This window comes from Rhodococcus wratislaviensis (assembly GCF_900455735.1).
Lineage (GTDB): Bacteria > Actinomycetota > Actinomycetes > Mycobacteriales > Mycobacteriaceae > Rhodococcus_F > Rhodococcus_F wratislaviensis.
Genome location: NZ_UAUI01000022.1, coordinates 351,986 through 372,206 on the forward strand (window position 1 = coordinate 351,986; position 20,221 = coordinate 372,206).

Here is a 20,221-nt window from a genome sequence, read left to right on the forward strand (position 1 = left end):
TTACGTTACTGCGTCGGTGATCGGACCGACCGCGAAGTAGGCCACGAAGAGAAGCGCCACCACCCACATCAACGGGTGAATCTTCTTGATACCACCGCTCGCAGCATTGAGGACGACCCACGACACGAATCCGACGCCGATGCCGTTGGCGATCGAGTACGTGAACGGCATGACGGCGATGGTGAGGAACGCGGGCAGCGCGATCGAGAACTGGGTGAAATCGATGTCGCGGACCTGACCGATCATCATTGCGCCCACCACGACCAGCGCCGGCGCGGCGGCCTCGATCGGCACCACCGAGTACAGCGGGGTCAGGAACATCGCGGCCAGGAACAGCAGTCCCGTCACCACATTCGCGAGTCCGGTGCGGGCGCCCTCGGCGATACCCGAGGCGGATTCCACGAACACGGTGTTGGACGACGCCGATGCGCCGCCACCGACGATGGCGCCGGTGCCCTCGACGACCAGGGCCCGTCCGATGTTGGGCAGGTTGCCGTCCTCGTCGGTGAGACCGGCCTCCTTGCCGAGCCCGGTCATCGTGCCCATGGCGTCGAAGAAGTTGGCGAGCACGAGCGTGAACACCAGCAGGCTGGCGGCGAGTACACCGATGCGGGTGAACGCGCCGAAGATGCTGACGTCGCCGACGAGGCTGAGATCCGGAAGTTCCGCCAGCACATCGGGAGCGGCCGGGACGCTGAGGTTCCAGCCCTGGGGGTTCACGCCCAGCGACGGTCCGACGCCGGCGACGGCCTCGATGATCGCGGCCAGCACGGTGGTGACGACGATGCCGATCAGCAGACCGCCGCGCACCTTGCGCACCACCAGAACACCCATCAGCAGCACACCGAACACGAACGTCACGGTCGGCCAGGAGGAGATCGATCCGTTGATGCCCAGGCCGACGGGGACGGTGGTGCCCGCGGCGTCCGGGATGCGCCGCACGAACCCGGCGTCGACGAGACCGATGAACGCGATGAACATGCCGATACCGGCGGCGATGGCGGATTTGAGCTCCGCCGGAATGGCATTGAAGACGGCCGTCCGGAATCCGGTGAGCGCCAACACGACGATGATGACACCGTCGATCACCACGAGGCCCATCGCCTCGGGCCAGGTGACCTGCGGTGCGATGGTGACTGCGAGAAGACTGTTGATGCCCAGGCCCGCCGCGATCGCGAACGGATAGTTCGCGACGACCCCGAACACGATGCTCATCAGTCCCGCCACCAGGGCTGTGACCGCGGCCACCTGGTTGACCGGGAGGATGTTGCCGAGGACGTCGGTCTTCGCGACGGCGTCGTCGGCGGAGAAGCTGCCGAGGATGAGCGGGTTCAGCACCACGATGTATGCCATCGCGACGAACGTCACCACTCCGCCGCGGACCTCCGCGCCTACCGTCGAACCACGCTCGGTGATCTTGAAGTAGTTGTCGAGCAGTTTCGGAGCAGCACCCATTGTTCAGTCCCCATCGCCAGAAGTCGCGCGTCGCCCTTGGAGATTAGGGCACCACGGCGAGGGTAGCGTTCATTCGGTGAACGAATCCGCAGATCGCCCACCCCTCACTCAGCGCCTCGCCGACCCGCGACCTGCGCTGATACTGGGAACGCTGGCGTGGGCGGTCGCGATCGTCGTGGTGATCGTCACGGGCGACCGGTGGTCGGATGCGCTTCCGACGTGTATAGCGGGGGTCGTCGTCGGATTCCTCGGCTACGGACTGTTCGCGTTGCAGCGGCGGGCGGCCCGGCGCGGCAGCCGCGGGGCACAGCAGGGACTACTCTAGATCTCGCTGGAGGTCAGGGCGCGGCGGGGCCGGGTGCGGGTCAGCAGGATCCAGAACGCCGCCCACAGCACACCGAACGCCCACCCGGCGAGGACGTCGGTCATCCAGTGCGCGGCGAGGTAGACGCGCGACAGCCCCACTGCCAGCGTGTACAGCACCAGCAGGAAGACCAGCGCGATCCGGACGTGCCCCACCAGCACGACCCGGAGGGTCACGGCGACGAGAACGCTCGCGAGGATCGCGGTCATCATCGCGTGACCGGACGGGAACGAGAACGACGAGATCTCCACCAGCCGATCCGGCAGTGGCGGGCGCTGCCGCTCGAACAGATTCTTGAGCGTGGTCATCACGGCCAGACCCGACAGCATCGCGCCGGCCACGAGGACGGCTTCGCGCCGACGGTCCTGGAGCAGGAGGGCGATCGTCAGGACGGTGGACACGATCCAGGCCGCGACCGTTCCGCCGCTGTGCGTGACGACGGTGACGACGTCGATCAACCACGGTGTGCGGTCCCCGACGGCACTGTCGAGAACGCTCTGGTCAAACGACACCGGCGGCGCCCCACGTGCCTTCGGCCCACGACTCGGAGCAATGGGTGGTCCCCTGCTCGTCCACCCACCACGGGACCGCGATCTCGGTGTCGACCGCGCCCGTGAGCTTCACCGTGAGCCGGGGATGGACGACGACGGGACCGTGCGGCAGGTCGCGGCCCAGTGCGGCGAAGGCGAGCACCGCGGCGGGTTCGCGATCCCACGACGATGCACGGCCGGAGCCGGTGACGGTGCCACGGATCGCCGCGGACGCGAGGGGGAGGTCGAGCAGATCGGCGAGAGCCTCGGCGGTGCCCAGGCTCCCGACCACCAGGCGCTCGCGCGGCACCGCGGCGGCCAGCCACGGTGCGTCCAGCACCAGGGCGTCGCCGGGGTCGACGAGTGCGCCCGTCAGGCCGCGCACGTGTTCGGGCAGGTGAATTTCCTCGAGGTCGAGAAAATGCGCGGCCGCGGCCGCGGCGAGCAGGCTGTGCGCCCGGGCGATCACCGCCGGGCTCGGTTCGCGATCCGGATCGGCCAGTCGATCCAGGAGTAGCTGTGCCAGTTCGGGAGAGTCGACCGTCGACGGCGCCAGGGCCGCCGCGAACACGGCGGACTCCGGGTGCTCGACGGGGTCGAGCAGTCCGGCGAACGTCTCGTCGGCGGGATCGCGGAGCAGACCGAGCACCTGACCGTCCACCTCCGCGTTGTGACGGAGCCACCAGGCCGTGTACCCGGCGCGGTCGGCGAGCAGCGGACGCGTCGACGGGTCCCGGGCCAGCATCGTGAGTGCCTGGGGCCAGCGGTCCTCGTCCACCAGATCCAGGTCGCGCACGGCCCCGATCTCGTCGGGGTCGTCGTCGAGCGTGTCCCACCAGCGGTCCTCGTCGTCGAGGTCGTGGTCGGGGCCGGTGGGGAGTTCGGCGCGCAGCACGGTGAAGCCCCAGCCGACGCCCACCGCGCGGAGGGCGTCCTCCCCCACCCGCTCGGCGAACGCGGCGTCCACGCCCGTGAACGGTGAGTCGTCGACCAGGACCTCGGCGAGAGGCGCTCCGGGCAAAAGCAATTCGTCCGCGCCCCGCAACTCCCCGTCGACATCCGGGAGGGGCAGCTGTCCGAGCCACGACGGCAGTGTGCCGGGGTCGACGCGCCCGGCGAGTGCCAGCACCGCGGTCGACAGTTCTTCGGCCGCCGCCGCGTCGTCGGGGTCGAGGTCCTCGATCTCGGCCCGCAACGCCGGATCCGAGAGCAGGTCGACGGCCGTGGCGGTCTTCGCGCCGAGCCTCGACAGCAGCGGGTGCGCGGCATCCGGGTGGACGAGCCGCGTCCAGTCGACCCCCAGGACACCGTCGATGTCGTGCCCCAGCAACACCGTTCGCGGACCGGTCACCGTGCGTCCGTCGGACAGCGGAACCGGGATCGACGCCAGCTCCTCCGCCGCGAGGGCGTCGACAGCCAGCGGTTCGAGCGCCGCATACAGGCGCTGCCACCAGGACGGTGCCCGTTCGATGCCGCTGAGAAGTTCGGTGAGGCGGGCCAGGCCGAGGCGGTGGGCGTCGACGGCGGCCAGCGCGGGTGCCCAGCGCGGCCCGGACAGATCCGGGACGACCAGGCCGTCGACGATCTCGGCGAGGAGTTCGGCGAGTTCCTCGGTGAGCCCGGGGACCACCGACGCCCGAGTCGGGGCCTTGTTCGTGCCGCCGACGGTCGGCAGCCAGGGCTGCTCGCGGAGTTCGGTGACGAGGTGGTCGCGCAACGCCGAGTCCACCTCGCTGCGTGCGAATGCGGGAACGGGAACCAGCGACAGTCGCTGCTCGGGCGGCACGGCGGCCACGAACTCGGCGTATCCGGACGCCAACTCGGCGATCGCGGCGCCGGGCAGGATGCGCCTGCGGTCGGGTTGCATGGCGATGTCCGCGACGAGGATCGCGGGTATCGACAGTTCCTCGTCCGACCGGGTGGGCGCGCGCAGGACGTCCTCCGTCACGGGTGAGACGACGCCGTCACGGACCGGGACGAGCCACCGTGCGCGCCCGGACTCGTACTGCCACCAGCGGTCGTCGCCGATCGCGACCTCGGTCAACCCGGAATCGAGTGGTCGTTCGCGGCGACGGAACTGCTTGTCGCCCACGGTGATCGAGACGAGTGCCGGCAGTTCGAGCAGAAGGTCGGGCGCCTCGCGGGCCATGTAGGCGAGCATCGACTCACCGTCCACGTCCTCGCGCAGCGTCAACACGACTTCCGACGCCGCGCCTGCGGCCGGGCGGTTCTCCGTCGGCCACGCCAGCCGCAGGGCGGGCACGTCCGCTCCCGGGTCCGCACCGTCGAGTTCCCGGAGTTCCGACCTCGTCCGTTCCCCGGAGAACAGCACCGAACCGGACGTCGACCGCAGTTCGACCTCGTCGCTCACCGACAGCACCGCCGTGAAACCGACGCCGTACCGGCCGACGGTCGTCCCGGACTTGTTCGACGCCCGCAACGCGACCAGCGCCTGGACTCCCGGCTCGTCCAGCGGGGTGCCCGTGTTGGACACGCTCAGGACACGTCCGTCGAGTTGCACGGACAGCTCGCCGGGCACTTCGGCGCGGGCGGCGGCGTCGGCCGCATTCTGAGCCAGCTCGGTGAGGAGCCGGTCACGGTAGCCGGCGCGCGCCAGATCGGATTCGGCCGCCGCATCCTCCCGCAGACGGGTCGGGGACGTTCGCCACGCCAGAAGCGTCGAATCCCTCAGGGCGGCGGTGCCGAAAGGATCGGCTAGCTGGTCGATGCGGATTCCTCGGCCTCGGTGACCTCGGCAGCGGCTTCGGGCTCGTTCTCCGTCTCGGCGACGGCCCGCTCGATCATCTCGACGGCCCCGTCGTCGTAGGCGGCGAATTGCGGCGAACCGGCACCCGAGGGCAGCAGGGTGTCGGAGTGGGCGCCGCAACCGTAGGTGGCGTCGACCACGTGCCCGTCGGCGGCCATCTCGTTGCCGCACACCCCGAACGACGCGTGCAGCGAACCGGCGAGCGGGAGGTAGAAGCCGCACAGCCCACACGTCGACGGCGCGGCCTTGGCCATCTCGGAATCGGGGCCGTAGTCGCCGTCGTGCCAGCGCTCGGCAGCGTCGACGCGACCCTCGAGGCTCATCACCTGCTTGCGACCCAGGCCGAGTTCGAGGGCGGCCTCGTCGATCTCGGGGTCACCCGTCGCCACATAGCCGGGGACGAGGCGGGGGTCCCCGGCCGGCGGTGCCAGCAGGTCGCCCGCGGACAGGTCGCCGGGGCGAATGCGCTGATCCCACGGAATCCACTCGGGTGCGACCAGCGCATCGGGTCCGGGGAGGAGGGCGAGCTCGCTGACGGTGGCGTGGTCCGCTTCGGGATCGGCAGCCACCACCACCGCCCACTGCCAGCCCCGGTAGCCCGGAAGGTCCGCAACGAAACGGTGAGTCGCGGCGCACGCGTCCTCGGACGTGACGCCCAGGTAGTCGCCGACTCCCCCTTCCTGCAGTTGGACCAAGGCGGTTCGGGCGAGCTCGACGGCGTCGGTCAGTACGGGACGCGCCACTGCGCGCTCGTCGGAAGAAGCAACACTCACACCACCAGTTTGCCGCACCACCGCAAGTGCGTGCCCACCTGGGCTGTCATGCTGGTCCGATGACCGGCCGGAGGCACCTCGTCCCAGCCCTGCTCGCGGTGGCGTGGATGGTCACCGCGTGCTCCCCGCAGAGTCCCGTGGCGGCGGGCGCGTCCGGCGCGGACCTTCGCGTGGAGATCCTCCGCACCCTCGACCACGCCCCGAATGCGTTCACCCAGGGACTCGAGATCGACGGCACCGAATTGTTCGAGGGCACCGGTCGCCCCGGTGAGTCCTGGGTGCAGGCCACCGACCTCGACAGCGGCACCGTCCGGGCGCGCGCGGACCTGCCGTCGCCCCTGTTCGGCGAGGGCATCACGGTGAACGGCGACACGGTCTGGCAGCTGACGTGGCGCGACGGGGTGGCCGTCGCCCGGGATCGCGCGACACTCGCCGAACAGCGGCGGGTCCCGTTCGACGGCGAAGGGTGGGGCATCTGCGCGTTGCCCGACGCCCTCGTCACCAGTGACGGCTCACCCACCCTCACGTTCCGCGACCCGGTCACGTTCGAACCCCGGCGCACCGTGCAGGCAGTGCACGACGGAAGCCCCCTGTCCCGCCTCAACGAACTCGAATGCGCGGACGACGGCGCGATCTATGCGAACGTCTGGACCACCGACACCTTCGTCCGCATCGATCCCTCGGACGGGCGGGTCACCGCGGAGGTCGACGCCTCGGCCCTCCGCGACGCGCTTCCGCCGGGCCCGCGGGACGTCGACGTCCTCAACGGCATCGCGCAGATCCCGGGAACGGACCGCTTCCTCGTCACCGGAAAGTACTGGCCGCGCATGTTCGAGGTGCGGTTCGTTCCCTGACAGGCCGATCTGACCAGCATTGGCCGGGGTTGCTGTGGTCGCATGTCTCCCGACTAGGACAGAATTAGGGAGTGACCGGACCGCGCGAACCCTACGAGCCTGACGGCGGTCGGGCTCCTGACGAGAATTCCGGGCCCCCCGTTCATCCCGGCTACGACAAATACCCGCCGGCCGCACGCTCGGGAGGTCGACGCACACCGCTCCCACCCCTCCATCCGGTCGGCGGCGGGCAGCGTCCCCGTTCCGACGAGGAGCGGGCCGACGCCCCCAAGGCGCCGCCGATGCCGCGCAAACTCACCGTCACCCGGGTCGCGGCGATGCGCAGCCGGGAACTGACCAACAAGGGCATCGCGACGTTCCATCGCGCGGCCAAGGCGGACGGTGCGGACAAGTCGGGTCTGACCGCGCTCACCTATGCGGTGATGGCCAACAACGCCACCGACGCGGCCATCGCCGTCGCCCTGGCGAACACCCTCTTCTTCTCGGCCGCGACGGGCGAGGACAAGACGAAGGTCGCGCTGTACCTTCTGATCACCATCGCCCCGTTCGCCGTCATCGCTCCGCTGATCGGTCCGATGCTCGACCGGCTCCAGCACGGCCGACGCGTCGCACTGGCCACGTCGTTCGGCCTCCGGACGATCCTGGCGATCGTTCTCGTCTTCAACTTCGACAGCTGGGTGCTGTATCCGGCCGCCCTCGGAATGATGGTGCTCAGCAAGTCCTTCTCGGTGCTCAAGAGTGCGGTCACACCACGTGTGCTGCCACCGGAGATCGATCTGGTGCGGGTCAACTCCCGGCTCACCGTGTTCGGACTTCTCGGCGGAACCATCGGCGCCGGCGCCCTCGCTGGTGGTCTCGCCATGGCCACCGGGTCCGTCGGCGCGTTGTGGCTGGCGGCCGTCATCACTGCACTCGGCGCATACCTCAGCATGCGGATCCCGTCGTGGGTCGAGGTCACCGAGGGTGAGGTCCCCGCCACCCTCACGTACCACGGCGACGAACACCCGACCGAGGTCTTGGGACGCACCCGGGTGCTGCAGCCCGAGGCGCCTGCCACCGCGAAATCCGGTAAACGCAGGCAACCGCTCGGCCGCGCGGTCATCACCGGGTTGTGGGGAAACAGCACCATCCGCGTGCTCACCGGGTTCCTCACGCTGTACATCGCGTTCGTCGCGAAGTCGAGAACCGACCACGAGCCGCTCGTGCAGGCCGCCATGCTCGGCCTGGTCGGCGCCGCCGCAGGCATCGGCAACTTCGCCGGCAACGCCGCAGGCGCCCGGATCAAGCTCGGCCGCCCCGCCCTCATCGTGCTGCGCTGTACGGGTGCCGTGTGGATCATCGCCGTCCTCGCCGCGATCACCGACAACCTGCTGACCGCCGCCCTGGCAACCCTCGTCGCGTCGGCAGCCAGCGCCCTGGCCAAGGTGTCGCTCGACGCGTCGCTGCAGCACGACCTGCCCGAGGAATCGATCGCGTCCGGATTCGGCAGATCGGAGACGGTCCTACAGCTGAGCTGGGTGGTGGGCGGCGCGCTGGGCGTCCTCCTGCCCACCGAATACTGGATCGGATTCTCCGTGGTCTCTGCCGTCATGACCATCGGGCTCGTCCAGACCGTCCTCACCTACCGCGGGAGCACCCTCTTGCCCGGGCTCGGCGGAAAACGTCCCGACCTGGCCGAACAAGAAGTGACCGAGCCCCACTCGACCCACCGGGCCGACCGATCGACAGGAAATGTGAAGTAAGTGAGAATGCAGGCGCGAACCAAGAAGATCCTGGCACTGATTGCAGTGGGGCTGATGGTGGTCCTGGTGGCCTTCGTCGGAGTCCTGTACGCACTCGTCCGCAACTCCTCGCCCCGCCTGCCCGAGATCACGGCCTTCGCGCACAACCGGGCCGAGCAGGTCCCCCCGCTGGCGTATTGCAACCTGTATCTCGAGGACTGCACAACCGGAGACCTCGCCGAACTCGACGTGCCGCCCGGATCCGCGCTGCAGCTGTCGTTGCCGCAGGAGATCGTCGAGGCGCCGTGGCGCATGCTCGTCGTCTACCTGGACGCGTCGGGACAGGTCATCGTCCAGGAACAGGCTCACCGCGCCGGTGAGACCCGCGCCGTGACCGTGCCGTCCTCGGAGGACCTGCAGCTGGCGGGCGTCGAGATCCAGCTGCCGTCCGCCGTCATCGACGAGCAGGGGCTCACGCAGGCGCGGGCCGCCTGGTCGATCAAGACCGCCTAGAACGACCCCTCACGAATAAAGGCCCCGCGCCGAAGCGCGGGGCCTTTGTTCGTCGGTCGAATCAGCTGTCGAGCTCGCGCGCGACGGCGCGGACCACCTCGGAGATGCGCTGGGCGGTCTTGCGGTCCGGGTACTTGCCCTTGCGCAGGTCGGGTTGGACCTTCGCCTCGAGCAGCGTGATCATGTCCTCGACCATGCCGTGGAGTTCGTCCGGCGTGTGCTTCTTGGCGGACGGTTCCTTACGCGCGGCGTTCTGACGCAGCGACGGCGCCGGGTCGAGCACCTTCAGGCTCAGCGCCTGGGGTCCGCGTCGACCGGCGGCCATGCCGAACTCGACACGCTGGCCGGCCTTGAGGCCCTCGACGCCCTCGGGAAGAGCGGACGAACGCACATAGACGTCCTCCCCCTCCTCCTGCGACAGAAAGCCGAAGCCCTTTTCGACGTCGTACCACTTCACCTTGCCGGTCGGCACCGCGTTCACCCGCTCATCACTTGGAGTGCAGTTGGTTGCACTTGGTATGCAAAACAGCGCGCCCCACCTCTGGTGCGGGACGCGCAGTGCCCACAGTCTACCTTGCAGACACCCCCTCCGGCATTCGGGTTTCCAGGCACTATCGTTGCTGGTGTGGCCCACGAATCGACTCCTTCGAGCACTCCTCACACGCCCCGGAGGGGCGACGGACTACTGCGCGTCGCGCTCGCCTTCTTCGCGATCGGCTTCGTCGCGATCGTGGCGATCTTCCTGACCCCGGTGCTCTCCGATTCCGAACCGGGCCTCGTTCTCTATCTCGTCGCCCTCGCGTGCCCGATCGGATTCCTCCTCGGAATCGTCGCGGCACTGAGGCAGGGCAGACGCTCGCGCTGACACACCCGACCACCGACCGATGGGACGATCATGAGAATTCTGCTCAACATCATCTGGCTGATCTTCGGCGGTCTGTGGCTGGCGCTGGGGTATTTCGTCGCGGGAATCCTCTGCTGCATCCTGATCATCACGATCCCGTTCGGCATCGCGTCGTTCCGAGTCGGCGTCTACGCACTGTGGCCGTTCGGGAAGACCGTGGTCGACAAGCCGACGGCCGGTGTGGCCTCGCTGATCGGTAACGTCATCTGGTTCGTCATCGCTGGTCTGTGGCTCGCGATCGGGCACGTCGTGACGGCAATCGCCATGGCGATCACGATCATCGGGATCCCGCTCGCGGTCGCGAATCTCAAGATGATTCCCATCTCGCTGATGCCCCTCGGCAAGGACATCGTCGACGCTCCCCAGTGATGTGAGCTTCCTCACATAACGGCCCGGTAACGGAAGGGCAACGGCTCGGCGATACGCACGACTTGTCCCCACTAGCTGGGAAGAGTCTCTGCGCGTTCAATGAGGCCCCGCAACAGGCGAAGACACTCCGCGTTATCAAATGGTGACACTGCGGCCTCGGCCCGTTACCGTCGTCACCGGCCGAGGAAACATCGGCCACATCCGGCCCGCCGCGCCAAGCCTCGTCCCGCGGGTACCGGAGTCCCGACGAAGCATTCCAGGGACGAGGACGGGGGACCCAAAGTCCTCCAGGGAACGCAAGTTCTCAGACGGACACCGGTCCGAATGTGCCTCGCACACTCGGATCTTGGGGTGAAGCCAGACCCTCTCCAGCCAGGAGAGGCGAGGCCGGGCGACCTCTCAGCCCGAACCCGACAGCTGACCTCGCAGGCGCGTGTGGAGAGGATCTCGACCACTATGAGCGGACGCCATCGCAAGCCCACCACCACCGGCCGCACCGTCGCCAAGGTCGCCGTCACCGGCGCCATCATGGGCGTCGCCGGAGCAGCCTTCTCGGGCACCGCGAACGCGGCACCCGACTCCGACTGGGACCGCCTCGCGCAGTGCGAGTCCGGCGGAAACTGGGGCATCAACACCGGAAACGGCTTCCAGGGCGGACTCCAGTTCTCCCCGAGCACCTGGAACGCACACGGTGGAACCCAGTACGCCGCCACCGCCAACCAGGCCTCGCGTGAAGAGCAGATCGTCGTCGCCGAGAAGGTCCTCGACTCCCAGGGTTGGGGCGCATGGCCGTCCTGCTCCTCGAGCCTCGGCCTGAGCAGCGCACCCACCCAGCGCAACGCCCCCGCCACCGTGCCCGAGGCCCCCGCGGCGCCGGCACTCCCCGACCTCACGGGCGGCGTCCCCAGCACCAACGGCACCTCGCAGTACGCCGGTGTCGTCGACAACGCGATCGAGGCCGTCAAGGCTCAGGGCATCGCGATCGATCCCCAGATCCTGCAGCTCATCGACGCGAACAAGGGACTGCTCCCGCAGTAATCCCCCGCAATTCACAGAAGAGGGGCCCTGCACCGATCCGGTGCAGGGCCCCTCTTCTGTCGTCGGGTCAGCGGTTGATCACGGTGTGCGGATGCGCGTAGGGCAGCGAGTCCGCCGGCAGCGGGAACTCGGTGTCCTCGCCGAACGGGGACAATCCGCCCGCACGGCTCGACGACAGTTCGGTCACGGCGCTATCTCCATCGGCGGTTTCGGGCCACCCTGGATCCACGTACTGCTTCTTCGAATTGTTAGCCACGGTGCCATTTTGACAGGAGCGTTCGGCGACGTACAGCCCAGGTCTCTAATCTGATAGTCGATGACCGACACCGACGACGCCACCGCGAGCACCAACGGCACCGCTGCCTCCCCCCGCGGCGCCGCGACCCTCGCGGATTGGCTGGCCGCGCGCAGCGACGCCGAACTGACGGATCTGCTCCGCAAGCGCCCCGACCTGGCGGTCCCACCGCCGGCCACGATCGTCGTCCTCGCCGGCCGCGCCGAACAGCGGGCATCGGTGGCCCGCGCGGCCGACAACCTGACGTCGCTGGACTTCGGCATCCTCGAACTCCTGGCGCTCGAACGGGCCGACGAGGTCGCCGTGCCGCGGGCCACCCTGCAGGACGCGGTGGGGTCGCGGGCGACGAAGAAGACCGTCGACGCCACGCTGGACGGCCTGCGGTCCGTGGGGATCGTCTGGGGTGACAAGACGTCGCTGCGCATCGTGCCCGCTGTCGTGGCCACCATCCCGTGGCGGGTCGGGCGCAGCGCCGAACCCGTCGAGACGCTCGACGAACCCGGGATCACGGCCGCGCTGGCCGGCCTGCAGAGCGTCGAGCGGGACATCCTCGAAACGCTGTCGAAGTCGAGTTCGATCGGACGGACCCGGGACGCGGCCCCCGGAACACCCCCCGACCGTCCCGTGCAGCGGCTCCTCGCCGCCGGGCTGCTGCGGTGGATCGACGAGGAAACCGTCGAACTGCCCTATCAGGTGCGGCAGGTCCTGCGCGGGGAGGCCGTCTTCGACCCCACCTCGCTGGCCCCTCCCACCGTGACCGGCCGCAAGCACAAGCCGGCCGATATCAATGCCGCCGCGGCAGGTGAAGCGCTCGAACTGGTTCGCCACTGCGAGGACGTTGTCAAAGCTCTCGGCGAGGTCCCGGCGCCCGCGCTGCGGGCGGGTGGTCTCGGTGTCCGCGAACTGCGGCGGATCGCCAAGACGTCCGGCATCGACGAGAACAGGCTGAGCCTGCTCGTCGAACTTCTCTCGGCCGCGGGACTGATCGCGAGCGGCACCCCGGACCCGGCCCCGACGACCGACAGCGGGGAGAACTACTGGGCCCCGACCACCGCGGTCGACAACTGGCTCACGGCGCCGGTCGCCCGGCGGTGGCACGCTCTGGCCGCGGCGTGGCTGGAGCTGCCGCGCATGGCGTGGTTCATCGGCATGCGCGACGCCAACGACAAACCGGTCGCCGCGCTGTCCGAGGAAGTGCGCGCGCCGTCCGCGCCGCGCGACCGGCAGGCGATCCTCGGATTGCTGGCGGAGCTGGGCAGCGGACACTCGGCGGATCCCGCCGAGGTCAGCCGACTGCTGGCGTGGCGTCGCCCCCGCTGGGGTGCCCGGCTGCGGGTCCACGCGGTGGATCGCACCCTCGACGAGGCCGCGACGCTCGGACTCGTCGCCCGCGGGGCACTCAGCTCACCCGGACGCGCACTGCTCCACGGCGGCGACGCCGAGGCCGAGATGCACGCGTCGCTGCCCGAACCCGTCGACCACGTCCTCGTCCAGGCCGACCTCACCGTCGTCGCCCCCGGACCGCTGACACCGGAGCTGCTCGAGCAGATCACCCTGGTCGCGGACATCGAATCCGCCGGTGCGGCGTCGATGTACCGGATCAGCGAAGACAGCGTCCGGCGCGCCCTCGACGTCGGGATGACGGCAGCCGAACTGCACAGCCTGTTCGCCACCCGGTCGCGCACACCCGTTCCGCAGTCGCTGTCGTATCTGATCGACGACGTCGCGAGACGGCACGGCCGGCTCCGGGCGGGGGTCGCGGCGTCCTTCGTCCGCTGCGAGGACCCCACGCTGCTCGCGGAAGTCCTGGCGTCGCCGGTCGCTGCATCTTTGGCCCTGCGCGCGTTGGCTCCGACGGTCGCGGTGTCGCAGGCACCGCTGCGGGAAGTACTGGGCGAACTGCGGGCTGCCGGTTTCGCGCCCGCAGGCGAGGACTCGTCCGGCGCGCTGGTCGACCTGCGTCCCCGCGGCGCCCGGGTCCTGACCCGGCGCAAGGCTCCCGCCGGCCGCACCCCGGCCGTCGCCACGGATGCCCAGCTCGACGCGGTCGTCCGAACTCTCCGCGCAGGCGACCTGGCCGCGTCGGCCAAGGGTTCCGGCAGCATCCGGTCCGACGGGTCGCGCGCCAGCAGCGCCGCGACCATCGCCCTGCTCAACGCGGCGGCGCGGGAACGCACCAGCGTGACCATCGGGTACGTCGACGCGCAGGGTGTGGCGACGCACCGCATCGTCGATCCCGTGAGCGTCGGCGGCGGTCAGCTCGACGCGTTCGACCCGGCGAGCGGCGCGGTCCGGCGGTTCACGCTCCACCGCATCACGTCGGTCGCCCGCGTCGTCTGACCCGTGAGTACTTGTTAACCACGGGCGGTTAACAAGTACTCACGGGTCAGATAACGATTCTGCGCAAACGCCGAGGAATTCCGGGGCGCGCAATACCGTGATGCTGGTATGTACCTGGCCGGGGACGATTACCAGGAGGCAGAACCGTGATTGTCACTGCAACGAAGCCGTCACATGGTTGGTTACGAAGCGTCGTCCGGCTGATGGTTGCCGTGGTGATCCTGCCGCTGGCGTTCGTCCTCGTCGGCGGCGGAACGGCGTCCGCCGACCCGTACAGCCGTCTGCGCGAGCACTGGGTCGACGCCCCCGGCGGGGTCGGGCAGATCAAGGTACGCATGTGGCTCGCGAACAACGGCAGCAACAAGGCCCTGTACCTCCTCGACGGCCTCCGCGCGACCAACGACGTCAGCGGGTGGGAGCACGAGACCAACGCCGCGTGGCTGTCCGATCACGGGATCACCGTGGTCGAACCGGTCGGCGGGCAGTCCAGCTTCTATACGGACTGGTACGCGCCCAGCAACACCAACGGTCAGCCGTACACCTACAAGTGGGAGTCGTTCCTCACCCAGAACCTGCCCGACTTCCTGGCGAACAACTACGGCATCAGCCGCACCAGCAACGCCATCGCCGGACTGTCGATGGGCGGCAACGCGGCGTTGATCCTCGCCGCCTACCACCGCGACCAGTTCACGTTCGCCGGCTCGATGTCGGGGTACCTGAACCTGTCGGCGCCGGGCATGCGTGAGGCGATCCGGGTGGCGATGCTCGACTCCGGCGGCTACAACTCCGACTGCATGTGGGGTCCGCCGTGGGATCCGGCGTGGCTCCGCAACGATCCGTTCGTCGCCGCGCCGCTGCTGCGCGGACTACCGATGTGGATCTCGGCGGGCGCCGGCCTCCCGGGCCCGCACGATCAGCCGCAATCAGCCATCGACGTGTTCAACGTCGGAACCGGCATGGGCCTCGAGGCCATCGCGCTGGCCCAGAACCGTGCGTTCCAGGTGCGGCTCGACACCCTCGGCATTCCCGCGCACTACGACTTTCCGGCGACGGGAACCCACAGCTGGGGATACTGGCAGGACCAGCTGTGGGCCATGCTGCCGATGATGAAGGCGTCGATCGGCGCCTGACCGTGGCCTCCGGCCCCGTGAGTACTTATTAACGTCCGGCGGTTAATAAGTACTCACGGGCGGCGAAGCCGCATAGGCGTCCCAGAGCTCGCGGTAGACGCCCCCTCGTTCCAGTAGCTCCTCGTGTGTTCCGACTTCCGCGACCCGTCCGCCGTCGAGGACCACCACCCGGTCGGCTCGCGCCGCGGTGCTCAACCGGTGCGCCACGACGACGGTGGTGCGCCGCCGGGACAGGTTCTCGGTCGCGAGCCGGACGCGGTCCTCGGTGGCCAGGTCCAGTGACGCCGTGGCCTCGTCCAGCAGCAGGATGTCGGGGTCCACCAGTTCGGCGCGGGCGAGTGCCAGCAGCTGGCGTTGTCCGGCCGACAGGTTGCGCCCGTGCTCCCCGATCGGCTGCAGGTATCCGAGGGCGAGCCCGGACACCATCTCGTGCGCCCCGACCGCTCGGCTGGCGGCCTCGACCTGCGCGTCCGACGCGTCGGGGCGCCCGTAGGCGACGGCGTCGCGGACGGTGGCGCCGAACAGATGCGGCTCCTGCGGAACCACACCGAGTCGCTGCCGGAACGACGCGAGGTCGAGCGACCGGGTGTCGATGCCGTCCACCCGCACCGCGCCCTCCGTCGGGTCGTAGAACCGGGCGAGCAGCTTGAGCACCGTCGACTTGCCCGCGCCGGTCTGACCTACGAGGGCGACGGTCTCGCCCGGTTCGATGCGAAGCGCTACCCCTCGCAGGGCCTCTCCCTTGCCGGACTCGTACGCGAAGTGGACGTCGTCGAACACGATTCCGCCCTGGATGCGGTCGAGGACGATCGGATCGTCCGTCTGCGGGGTGGTGGTCGGTGTCCTCATCAGCCCCCGCAGTCGGCCCAGCCCGATCACCGCCTGCTGATACCCGTCGAACACCTGCGAAAGCTGTTGCACGGGAGCGAAGAACAGTTCGACGTAGAGCACGAAGGCAATCAGGGTGCCGACGGTGAGTGACCCTGCATGGATCCGCGCCGTACCGGCCGCGAGCACCAGCCCGGTCGCCACCACCGACAGGAACTCGACGAACGGAAAGTACAGGGCCATGTACCGCTGGGCCCGTAGCCGCGACTCCCGGAAGTCCCAGGCCCGCCGGGCGAACTGGACCGCGTTGTAGTCTTCGCGCCGAAATGCCTGCGTGACGCGGATATTCGTCACATTCTCCTGCAGATAGGCGTTGACGATCCCGACCCGATCACGGGCCTCCGCGTAGGCGGGCACGGACTTTCGGCGGAACACCACGGTGGCCGCGACGAGGATGGGCACCACGAGGACCAGCACGAGGGCAAGTTCCGCATCGATCACCAGGAGTGCCACGAGAACACCGGAGATCGTCAGCGCGCTGACCACCGCCGTGGCCAGACCCGTCTGCAGGAAGTTGGACAGACTGTCGACATCGGTGGTCATGCGTGTCATGATCCGGCCGGCCAGTTCTCGTTCGTAGTACTGCAGACCGAGCCGCTGTAGTTGCGCGAACGTCTTGACCCGCAACGTGTACAGCAGCCGTTCGCCCGTCCGCCCGGTCACCCGCGCCTGGGCGATGTTGACGGCCCAGTCCAGCAGCACCACCAGAATGGTCGCGGCCGCCGCGAGCAGCAGCAGGTCGCGGGCGCCTTGCAGCACTCCCCGATCCACCCCGGTACGGACGAGGACCGGCACCGCGATCTGTGCGACGGCGTCGAGCCCGACGAGCGCCAAGCCCGCGCCCAGCGGCAGGAGAAGCGGCCGCAGCAGCGAGCCGAGCCCGAACGCCGGGTCGGCGGCCCTGGCCTCGTCCGCGGCGACGTCCGGGTCGCCTGTGAGTGGCGGCAGGTCGTCGAGCCGAGCCATGACTTCGGGGCTGGGCGGCGCCGACGAGAGGATTCCGCCCGACGCGCCTCCGCGCGACGGTCCACTGGCGCCCGCGGCCGCGGTCGCGAAAGCCGCTGCGGCTCTGGCGTCGAACACGCCGGATCCCTCGTCACTGTCCTCCCGTCGCCACAGTTCGGCGGTGACACCGTCGACGTCCGGCGGGTCGGGTGACGGGTCCGGAGCGGTCACGTCGTCCGCGCTCGACAGCAGCGCGCGGAACAGCGGGCACCGCTCGTCGAGTTCGGCGCTCGTGCCCACATCGACGATGCGACCGTCCGCCAGGACCGCGATGCGGTCCGCCAACGCGAGCGTCGACCGGCGATGCGCAATGATCAGGGTGGTCCGTTCGCTGGTCGCGACGCACAGTTCGTGGTGGATGGCGGCCTCGACACGGGCGTCGACCGCCGATGTCGCGTCGTCGAGCACCAGGATCCGCGGATCGGTCACCAATGCCCGGGCGAGGGCGATCCGCTGCCGCTGACCTCCCGACAACGTCACCCCCTGCTCCCCCACGACGGTGTCGAGCCCGTCCGGAAGTGCGTCGACGAATTCCTCCGCCTGCACCACTCGGAGCGCCTCACGCACCAGTGTCTCGTCGGCATCCGGCCGGCCGTAGGACACGTTGGCGCGGATTGTCTCGGACATCAGGTAGCTGTCTTCGAAGACGACGCCGAGCGCGGAGCGCAGCGATTCGAGCGACAGCCGGCGGGTGTCGATCCCCCCGACGGTGACCGCACCCGCGTCGGCGTCGTACAACCGCGGAACGAGCATGGCCAGAGTCGACTTTCCCGACCCGGCGGCACCGACGACCGCCACCGTCTCCCCCGGTGCGATCCGCAGCGACAGTCCGTCGAGTAGGCGGTTCGACGGATCGTATCCGAAGTCCACGTCGTCGAACACGACCTCGAGCGGCCCATCTGGCAGGTCCACGGCGTCGGGTGGGGTCGTGACTGCCGGGGCGTTGTCGATCACCTCTCGGACGCGTTCCACGCTGGCACGGCCCTGTTGGCTCACGGTCAGCAACGTCGCGAGCTGTCGCACGGGCGAGGCGAACGACGCCAGGTACGTGGTGAAGGCGACGAACGTGCCGAGCGACAGCGTGCCGTGCAGCGCGAGCCATCCTCCGAGCGCCAGGACCAGTGCCTGCCCGAGCATCGGGACCGCCTGCAGTGCAGGGTTGTACTGGCTGGTCAGGCGTGCGACGCGCAGCCGGGATCGGAACAGGTCGCCGGCCCGCTTCTCGAGGTCTTCGAGTTCGCGGCCTTCCTGGCCGAATCCCTTGACGACGCGCACCCCGGTGACGGCGGCTTCGACTCCCCCGGCCACGATCGCTGCCTGTTCCTGGGCGTGCCAGTTGGCGGGGAACAGGTCGACGCGACTACGCACGGAGATGAACCACAGTGCGGGCAGGACGGCGAGAGCGACCAGGGTGAGGATCGGCGACAGCACGGCCATCACGGCCAGGGAGATGGCGAACATCAGCAGGTTCCCTGCCATGTGCGGCAGTAACTGCAGGAGCATCTGGATCAGCGTGATGTCCGAGATCGACCGGCTGACCACCTGCCCTGTCTGCAGTCCGTCCTGCTTGACGCCGTCGAGCCGCAGCAGGGATCGGAAGGCGTCGCCCCGCAGGTCGTACTGCACCCCGAGGGACAGCTGCCCGGACCGGTACCGTCGCGTGTAGGCGGCGGCGAAGCGGAGCGATGCGAGGGCGATGAGCACCGCGATCCACGGCGCCAGTGCATGATTCGTGTCCACCGCGGCATTGTCGATCACGTGCCGGACGGCCAGCGGAATGGTGGCGGTGGCGGCGGCCGCCACCGCCGCCGCCCCGTACGCGAGAACGAGATTGCGCCGCTGACGCAGACAGTATCCGAACAGATACCGCAGCCAGCCGGCATTCTCCCCCGGAGCTCCCGTCGTCACTGCGCAGACACCAGCGTGGAATCCTTCTCGACCGCAAACTGATTGGCGGGCCGCGGCAAACCGTAGTGCCCGCGCAGCGTGGTCTCGGTGTAGTCGGTGCGGAAGAGTCCGCGTTCCTGCAGAATCGGGACCACGGAGTCGACGAACTTCTCCAACCCGGACGGGAGGACCGCGGGCATGATGTTGAAACCGTCGGCGGCGCCGTTCCGGAACCAGTACTCGATCGTGTCGGCCACCTGCAGCGGGGTGCCCGCGAACGTGCGGTGACCGCGACCACCACCGAGTCGCCCGATCAGCTGCCGGACCGTGAGCTTTTCGCGGCGGGCGAGGTCCACGATCAGCGTGTACCGGCTCTTCGCACCCTCGATCTCGTCCTCGGACGGCAAGTCCTCGGGAAGTTCCTCGTCGAGCGGGAGTTGCTCCGGTTCGAGATTGAACCGCTGCGCCAGCTGCTTGCGGGCGTATTCCGGCGAGATCAACCTTTCCAATTCGGCCTCGAGTTCGCGGGCCTCCTCTTCGGTGTCCCCGATGACCGGCACGATGCCGGGCAGGATCAGCACCTGCTCGGGGTCCCGGCCCAGTTTTGCGACACGGTCCTTGACGTCCGCGTAGAACGCCTTCCCCTCGTCCAGGGTGGGCTGGGCGGTGAAGATGGCCTCCGAGTACCGGGCGGCGAAATCCTTTCCGTCCTCGGACGATCCCGCCTGCACGAGCAGCGGGTATCCCTGCGGCGACCGCGGCACGTTGAGTGGTCCCCGCACCTTGAAGAACCGGCCCTCGTGTTCGATGACGTGCACCTTGGCGGAGTCGGCATGGATCGCGACCTCCTTGTCCGCGACGATGGCGTCGTCCTCCCAGCTGTCCCACAGCTTGGTGGACACCTCCACGAACTCCGCGGCCCGCTCGTACCGGCTCCGGTGTGCGGGAGTGTCGTCGAGCCCGAAGTTCTGCGCCGCATCGGCGCCGGCCGTGGTGACGATGTTCCAGCCTGCGCGTCCGCCGCTGACGAAGTCGAGGGACGCGAACCGCCGCGCCAAGTTGTACGGCTCGTTGTAGCTGGTCGATGCGGTCGCGATCAGGCCGATCTTCTCGGTGGCCGCGGAGATCGCCGTGAGGATGATCGTCGGCTCCAGCTTGCCGCTCGGCCTGCGTTCCGGATTGCTGAACAGCACCGGGCTGTCGGCGAGGAACACCGAGTCGAACTTTCCGCGTTCGGCGGTCTGCGCCAACGAGATGTAATGCTTGATATCGAGATTGGCGTTCGCATCGCTCTCGGGCAGGCGCCAGGCGGCCTCGTGGTGGCCGATCGCCATCAGGAATGCGTTGAGATGGAGCCGGCGCTGTGGGGACGAACTCATGGTGTAACT

Annotated in this window: 17 protein-coding genes and 1 riboswitch; of the genes, 9 read left to right on the forward strand and 8 right to left on the reverse strand. The window is 69.0% G+C overall.

The window, feature by feature from the left end:
* Positions 1–1,455 (reverse strand): NCS2 family permease, encoded by a 1,455-nt coding sequence (locus DTA22_RS24140; RefSeq protein WP_037234546.1) that lies wholly within the window; start codon positions 1,453–1,455, stop codon positions 1–3.
* A 76-nt stretch (positions 1,456–1,531) separates the two neighbouring features.
* On the opposite strand from DTA22_RS24140, the gene DTA22_RS24145 reads away from it, so the two are divergent.
* Complete coding sequence (locus DTA22_RS24145) at positions 1,532–1,780, forward strand: DUF2530 domain-containing protein (protein WP_009478020.1); 249 nt, start codon at positions 1,532–1,534, stop codon at positions 1,778–1,780.
* Here the strand turns inward: DTA22_RS24145 and DTA22_RS24150 are convergent.
* The 3 genes from DTA22_RS24150 to DTA22_RS24165 form a co-directional block, all read right to left on the reverse strand.
* Positions 1,777–2,331 carry a phosphatase PAP2 family protein gene (locus DTA22_RS24150; RefSeq protein WP_037234549.1) on the reverse strand — a complete coding sequence of 185 codons (555 nt, stop codon included), beginning with the start codon at positions 2,329–2,331 and terminating at the stop codon, positions 1,777–1,779. The genes DTA22_RS24145 and DTA22_RS24150 overlap by 4 nt on opposite strands.
* The gene (locus DTA22_RS24155; protein ID WP_112301152.1) at positions 2,321–4,888 is read right to left on the reverse strand and encodes an ATP-binding protein; all 2,568 of its coding nucleotides are present in this window, start codon (positions 4,886–4,888) and stop codon (positions 2,321–2,323) included. Before DTA22_RS24155 ends, DTA22_RS24150 begins: the two co-directional genes overlap by 11 nt.
* Before the next feature lie 176 nt (positions 4,889–5,064).
* Positions 5,065–5,910 carry a DUF3027 domain-containing protein gene (locus tag DTA22_RS24165; protein WP_112301153.1) on the reverse strand — a complete coding sequence of 282 codons (846 nt, stop codon included), beginning with the start codon at positions 5,908–5,910 and terminating at the stop codon, positions 5,065–5,067.
* 38 nt (positions 5,911–5,948) lie between these two features.
* On the opposite strand from DTA22_RS24165, the gene DTA22_RS24170 reads away from it, so the two are divergent.
* The 3 genes from DTA22_RS24170 to DTA22_RS24180 all read left to right on the forward strand — a co-directional run bounded on the left by DTA22_RS24170 (position 5,949) and on the right by DTA22_RS24180 (position 8,977).
* Positions 5,949–6,743 (forward strand): glutaminyl-peptide cyclotransferase, encoded by a 795-nt coding sequence (locus tag DTA22_RS24170; protein WP_112301154.1) that lies wholly within the window; start codon positions 5,949–5,951, stop codon positions 6,741–6,743.
* A gap of 71 nt (positions 6,744–6,814) precedes the next feature.
* Complete coding sequence (locus DTA22_RS24175) at positions 6,815–8,485, forward strand: MFS transporter (protein ID WP_112301155.1); 1,671 nt, start codon at positions 6,815–6,817, stop codon at positions 8,483–8,485.
* A gap of 6 nt (positions 8,486–8,491) precedes the next feature.
* Positions 8,492–8,977, forward strand: a complete 486-nt coding sequence (locus tag DTA22_RS24180) for a DUF2771 domain-containing protein (RefSeq protein ID WP_112301156.1) — start codon at positions 8,492–8,494, stop codon at positions 8,975–8,977.
* A gap of 61 nt (positions 8,978–9,038) precedes the next feature.
* Here the strand turns inward: DTA22_RS24180 and DTA22_RS24185 are convergent, their stop codons facing one another.
* A complete protein-coding gene (locus DTA22_RS24185; RefSeq protein ID WP_005255275.1) occupies positions 9,039–9,449 on the reverse strand; it encodes a cold-shock protein in 411 nt (136 codons plus the stop codon).
* 153 nt (positions 9,450–9,602) lie between these two features.
* Here DTA22_RS24185 and DTA22_RS24190 point away from each other — a divergent pair, with 153 nt between their 5' ends.
* From DTA22_RS24190 to DTA22_RS24200, 3 genes are all read left to right on the forward strand, one after another.
* Complete coding sequence (locus DTA22_RS24190) at positions 9,603–9,842, forward strand: hypothetical protein (protein WP_037234564.1); 240 nt, start codon at positions 9,603–9,605, stop codon at positions 9,840–9,842.
* A gap of 30 nt (positions 9,843–9,872) precedes the next feature.
* A complete protein-coding gene (locus tag DTA22_RS24195; protein ID WP_005244158.1) occupies positions 9,873–10,250 on the forward strand; it encodes a YccF domain-containing protein in 378 nt (125 codons plus the stop codon).
* Between the two features lie 234 nt (positions 10,251–10,484).
* A riboswitch (cyclic di-AMP (ydaO/yuaA leader) is annotated at positions 10,485–10,698 on the forward strand.
* Between the two features lie 8 nt (positions 10,699–10,706).
* Positions 10,707–11,288 carry a transglycosylase family protein gene (locus tag DTA22_RS24200; RefSeq protein ID WP_037234566.1) on the forward strand — a complete coding sequence of 194 codons (582 nt, stop codon included), beginning with the start codon at positions 10,707–10,709 and terminating at the stop codon, positions 11,286–11,288.
* 67 nt (positions 11,289–11,355) lie between these two features.
* Here DTA22_RS24200 and DTA22_RS24205 read toward each other — a convergent pair whose 3' ends face one another.
* Entirely contained in the window at positions 11,356–11,544 is a 189-nt protein-coding gene (locus DTA22_RS24205) for a hypothetical protein (RefSeq protein ID WP_025431899.1), read from the reverse strand.
* Between the two features lie 60 nt (positions 11,545–11,604).
* Between DTA22_RS24205 and DTA22_RS24210 the strand changes: the two genes are divergently transcribed.
* Together DTA22_RS24210 and DTA22_RS24215 are read left to right on the forward strand one after the other, a co-directional pair.
* Positions 11,605–13,923 (forward strand): helicase-associated domain-containing protein, encoded by a 2,319-nt coding sequence (locus DTA22_RS24210; protein WP_112301157.1) that lies wholly within the window; start codon positions 11,605–11,607, stop codon positions 13,921–13,923.
* A 146-nt stretch (positions 13,924–14,069) separates the two neighbouring features.
* Positions 14,070–15,053 (forward strand): alpha/beta hydrolase, encoded by a 984-nt coding sequence (locus DTA22_RS24215; protein WP_245973359.1) that lies wholly within the window; start codon positions 14,070–14,072, stop codon positions 15,051–15,053.
* Positions 15,054–15,095: 42 nt separating this feature from the next.
* Here DTA22_RS24215 and DTA22_RS24220 read toward each other — a convergent pair whose 3' ends face one another.
* Positions 15,096–18,854 carry an ABC transporter ATP-binding protein gene (locus tag DTA22_RS24220; RefSeq protein ID WP_112301159.1) on the reverse strand — a complete coding sequence of 1,253 codons (3,759 nt, stop codon included), beginning with the start codon at positions 18,852–18,854 and terminating at the stop codon, positions 15,096–15,098.
* The gene (locus DTA22_RS24225) at positions 18,851–20,212 is read right to left on the reverse strand and encodes an LLM class flavin-dependent oxidoreductase (protein WP_112301160.1); all 1,362 of its coding nucleotides are present in this window, start codon (positions 20,210–20,212) and stop codon (positions 18,851–18,853) included. Before DTA22_RS24225 ends, DTA22_RS24220 begins: the two co-directional genes overlap by 4 nt.
* Between the last annotated feature and the right edge of the window lie 9 nt (positions 20,213–20,221).

Excerpts from the sequence above, each read along its gene's own strand:
- DTA22_RS24140 (WP_037234546.1), bottom strand. The coding sequence starts at position 1,455 with ATGGGTGCTGCTCCGAAACTGCTCGACAACTACTTCAAGATCACCGAG.
- DTA22_RS24170 (WP_112301154.1), top strand. The coding sequence starts at position 5,949 with ATGACCGGCCGGAGGCACCTCGTCCCAGCCCTGCTCGCGGTGGCGTGG.
- DTA22_RS24180 (WP_112301156.1), top strand. The coding sequence starts at position 8,492 with ATGCAGGCGCGAACCAAGAAGATCCTGGCACTGATTGCAGTGGGGCTG.
- DTA22_RS24195 (WP_005244158.1), top strand. The coding sequence starts at position 9,873 with ATGAGAATTCTGCTCAACATCATCTGGCTGATCTTCGGCGGTCTGTGG.
- DTA22_RS24200 (WP_037234566.1), top strand. The coding sequence starts at position 10,707 with ATGAGCGGACGCCATCGCAAGCCCACCACCACCGGCCGCACCGTCGCC.
- DTA22_RS24210 (WP_112301157.1), top strand. The coding sequence starts at position 11,605 with ATGACCGACACCGACGACGCCACCGCGAGCACCAACGGCACCGCTGCC.
- DTA22_RS24225 (WP_112301160.1), bottom strand. The coding sequence starts at position 20,212 with ATGAGTTCGTCCCCACAGCGCCGGCTCCATCTCAACGCATTCCTGATG.